Source organism: Shewanella sp. MBTL60-007 (genome assembly GCF_019654915.1).
Taxonomy (GTDB): Bacteria; Pseudomonadota; Gammaproteobacteria; order Enterobacterales; family Shewanellaceae; genus Shewanella.
On record NZ_BPET01000205.1, the window covers coordinates 1 to 434 of the forward strand.

General features: G+C 52.3%; 1 protein-coding gene. It reads left to right on the forward strand.

The window, feature by feature from the left end; all coding sequences use genetic code 11:
- On the forward strand, positions 1-434 hold a 434-nt coding region (locus K5Q92_RS24065; RefSeq protein WP_220771285.1), incomplete at both ends, for a flagellar basal body protein.

Below are 434 nucleotides of genomic sequence, written 5' to 3' on the forward strand. Positions count from 1 at the left end.
GGTGACCAGTAACAATATTGCCAACGTCAATACCGAAGGCTATCACCGTCAGGTGGCAATTCAGGGCACTTCCACCTCAATGCGTCTTGGCAATAACTTTTATGGCACAGGTACCTATGTGCAGGAAGTTAAGCGTATTTACAACGATTATGCCGCCAGAGAGCTGCGTATCGGCCAAACAGGGCTCAGTGCTGCCGAGGCCAGTTACACCAAGCTCAGCGAGCTGGATCAGCTGTTTTCCCAGATAGGCAAGGCGGTGCCAGCTTCCTTGAATGACTTTTTCTCCGGCCTCAACAGTTTGGCTGACCTGCCATCGGATCTGGGGATCCGCGGCTCTGTGCTCAACTCGGCCTCACAACTGGCGCAGAATCTCAATCAGATGCAGAGCCATCTGAGTGGTCAGGTGCAGCAAACCAATGATCAGATTGAAAGCA